The sequence below is a fragment of the Vibrio sp. VP6 genome (assembly GCF_028823755.1).
Taxonomy (GTDB): Bacteria; Pseudomonadota; Gammaproteobacteria; order Enterobacterales; family Vibrionaceae; genus Vibrio; species Vibrio parahaemolyticus.
Genome location: NZ_JAPEID010000095.1, coordinates 1 through 3,512, shown reverse-complemented (window position 1 = coordinate 3,512; position 3,512 = coordinate 1). Strand labels below are relative to the sequence as shown.

Genomic DNA, 3,512 nt, shown 5'->3' with positions numbered 1-3,512 from the left:
TGCCCTTATTAACACTCGCAATTTCTTTGATGTAAAAAAAGAATATTCAAAACGCCTCTATGAGTTACTAAGTCGGTTTAAAGACAAAGGCTTTGAAATGCATCAACAGAAGCTTGAAGAGTTAAAAGGTGTGTTTGGTTTGCTTGATGAGGCAGGTAAGCTCAAGAAAGACAAAAGCTCATTCAAAAATAACAGTGTGTTTATGAAGCGCTGTATTCGTGAGAGTATCAAAGAGCTCACTGAGCATCCTCAAATCCGAAAAGAACTGCTGTTCTTAGAGGGTGAAAATGGAGAGAAAGGTTTTGAGGTCATTAAAAAAGGCCGAACCATCACCGGTATCAAGTTCTTGTTCCGCTGGATAAAACTCGGCACGGTTGAAGAGCTTAACCAACACGATGCGTTGAAAACGATTCGAGAGCTCGAGCTAAAACGCTTGCAAGACAAGGTTAAACTGACAGAAACCGAGCTTGAAGCGTTGGCCATTGCTTACCGCTATGTCGGTAAAGAGCAGCATGCTTTCAAGGTAGAAGGAAGCCTTTCTAAGCGACACTTAAATCGAGAGCCAAAAGTTAATGATAGCCATCAAAGCGAGATTGATTCGCTCCTTGATTCGCTCCTTGATAAAATCGATACCTTATCGGAGATCAGTGACAATCCTGATTATTAGATGACACATATCAGGAGCCTCTCAGTGTCATTACTGACAAAAATCAGGTCTATCGTGTGATAACAGACATATTTTAGGTGTCGTAGATAATATAACACCTAAAATGTGTCATATTAGAAGGGGCCTAACCTAGCTCAGCACAAAAACAACAAGAAAATACCTAATATTCGTAATCTGAACCTATAAGTAACCTAAAATATGTCATCAATCTACCTAAAATACGATCATCAACACCTAAATAATGTCAGCTTTTTACCTAAAGGGTGATCATTAACGCCTAGAAAAGGATCATTAACACCTTAATTGTGTTATCTAAACACCTAAAAAAAGATCATTAATGCAAGTTAATTCCTTTAAAATCAATTAATTACAAAGCCTATAGATCTTATATATTTAATAGTATCTATAGTTTTAAATAGAAGATATAGATCTTTATAGCTAATGTGGATAACTGGAAAATCAAAGATTTACACAGTTACCCTCATTAGAAACAGTTTCATTTCTTTCTCTTTTCTAGCTATCACAATCTAGGTGAACAGTGTCAAAAATTAGGTCAATACTTGCTATTAGTGCTTCTCATTTAGATGAATATTCGCTCAATGCCACACTATGCCATCTCCATGTATCCACTGATACTCAGAATGTTGCCAACCAAAAACATGGCATCCTAGGGTATGTTAGTTAGCCTATGCTTTGTCGAAGATAGCGTCACGAACTAAAAGAAGTGGTGTTCCCGTAGACTTGGACAACTTATCGATGAGTGAGAACCAGGTGACAAGTTGCTCTTTTCTGAAGTGAGTAGGATTGTTTGCACCGCGCTTCAAATTCTTGAGGCATTACCTCAAAAGTGATCGTCTCGATTTACAAGACCGCTAACAAACTGTTCAAGAGTGATTCTATACGCGTGGCATTTTTACTGTGCGTTTGTTGAAGTGTTAAGGTGGTGTGCGGCAGTTTTTGTATTGCGTTGCTCATCCATTAACAGACCACCACATATGGAGGCTGATGAAAGTGAGCTTTCTTATTGGTATAGCATTACGGCAGATTATCTCGAGGGGCGGCTTTTTCCAGTGTGTTATCGGGTCAATGTGAACTCCCTGTATCGTTCTTAAAATATGCAAATTAATGCAATTCAGTGATATTTTATATGACCGAGTTCTAGAATAACGTGTTGATAATTCGCTCGTTTCTATTCTAAGTGATATCCAATCACATTTTAAAACAATGACTAGGTTGGCAGCCATGAAGAATAGTTTGAGTTGTGTTGGGAAAAAATCTAATCGTCCAAGTAACCCAACAGCAGCAGAGTTAGCTTTTGATCGTTTTGACCAATTAGTGACGGACTTTTACGATAGGTATCGTAAGTCTCCGCCAGCAGGAGAAACTAAAGAGCAAAAAACAAAAAGGTTTTTTCATGAACAGAGAGATTATGACTTCTTGAAGCTTAAAAGAAGAGAGCTTATAGCCCATGCGCAAGTTAGAGACCTTGAAGAGAAGCTTAAGAGTTACACAGATAAGAACTTAAATAAGAAACCGTCGGAACTATTGTCAGAGAAGCACCACCCGACTAAAAAGCTTGCGAATAATCTAACAGCTGCAGGAGAGCCTCAACCGACTTTAAGTCATGAAGCTCACCATATCATACCTGGTAAAGGGCGACATCGTCAGGCTGATATAGAAACAGCTAGAATCAATATGCATATGCACAGGATAGGTATTAATGCTCCCCAAAATGGTGTTTGGTTGATGAATTATGCTAAAAACGTAGACCTAAACTGGGAAAGCCCTGACTCTCCAGCGCATCGTTCAATACATACTTATAACTACGAATCTTGGATCGCGTCAAAATTTTCATTAATACCTCTTAATAAGCAGCTTTTTGAAGCCTCTCTCCTTCAAGTAAAAAACCATTTGAAAAAAGGAACATACCCTAAGACCATACTTGAAAGTAAAAATGAGGACTGGAGAGGTTAATGACGGTTTATAAAATTTTCGACTGTCACAATGAATATAAAATCGTGAGCACTACGCCTAGCTCTGTAGCTAGGCAGTTAGGTGACATCGATTTAATAGAAAAAATCGTTGTGCAGCCATTAGAAAACTTTTCTTTAAAAAGTATATGGGGTGAAGTAGATATTGAGTTTGAAGATGTTCTCAAGAAAGACTCATTACTTCCTGATATCAGTTTATGGTTACGGGTTTTCTTAGTTCTTTCCCCTAAAGCTTATGCATCTTTAAAAGAGCCATTGAGCAAAGTAGGCGAGTTCTTATCGATTCGCTATAAAGGAGAGGAATGGTACCTATATACACCATTTGAGTTTGGGCAAGAAGATGAAGATAAGTGCGTCCAAAAAATTGAACATGGCAGCTTAGCTGGTTTAGAGGTGTTAGTGTTTAATGAAAACGACGTTGCAGAAAAGGTTGTTTTTAAGTCAAAGATGCTAGGAGCTAGCTTTCTGTATTGTACTGAACATTTTAAGAGTTTGTGCGAAAAAAATGAGCTCGGTGGCGTTGTATTCTCATCTAATCTGACAGATCCATTCATTTAGCAGTGGTTATACGATATAAGTAGAACTACGAAAATGAGAGTGAGGCCATTTTAGAACGCTCTCTCTACTGCATCCAATAATTTAGTACAACTACGCATGTATTATCGGTAGCAACCGTCAATTTAAAAGCAAGAGAATAATCTCGTTGGGTTCGTTTACTTGTTGATTTCATGACACTCTCCAATTTCATGTTGGAAATGTGTCAACCTTATTTAGGACGGTACACAGGCAACAAAAAAGCCGCCCTTTCTGGCGGCTTTTACGTTTGGCACAAAGTACCTTTAGGTGATGACTGT

At 38.2% G+C, this 3,512-nt stretch carries 3 protein-coding genes; all 3 read left to right on the top strand.

What is annotated here, in order from left to right; genetic code table 11:
* Window positions 1-667, top strand: a 667-nt coding sequence (locus OU793_RS23815) for a replication initiation protein (protein ID WP_274647877.1), incomplete at its 5' end; no start/stop codon positions are given.
* 1,242 nt (window positions 668-1,909) lie between these two features.
* Window positions 1,910-2,641 carry an AHH domain-containing protein gene (locus OU793_RS23805; protein WP_025789518.1) on the top strand — a complete coding sequence of 244 codons (732 nt, stop codon included), beginning with the start codon at window positions 1,910-1,912 and terminating at the stop codon, window positions 2,639-2,641.
* Window positions 2,641-3,216: a hypothetical protein gene (locus OU793_RS23800; RefSeq protein ID WP_017449240.1), complete on the top strand. Its 576-nt coding sequence runs from the start codon at window positions 2,641-2,643 to the stop codon at window positions 3,214-3,216. Before OU793_RS23805 ends, OU793_RS23800 begins: the two co-directional genes overlap by 1 nt.
* Window positions 3,217-3,512 lie beyond the last annotated feature (296 nt).

Excerpts from the sequence above, each read along its gene's own strand:
- OU793_RS23805 (WP_025789518.1), top strand. The coding sequence starts at position 1,910 with ATGAAGAATAGTTTGAGTTGTGTTGGGAAAAAATCTAATCGTCCAAGT.
- OU793_RS23800 (WP_017449240.1), top strand. The coding sequence starts at position 2,641 with ATGACGGTTTATAAAATTTTCGACTGTCACAATGAATATAAAATCGTG.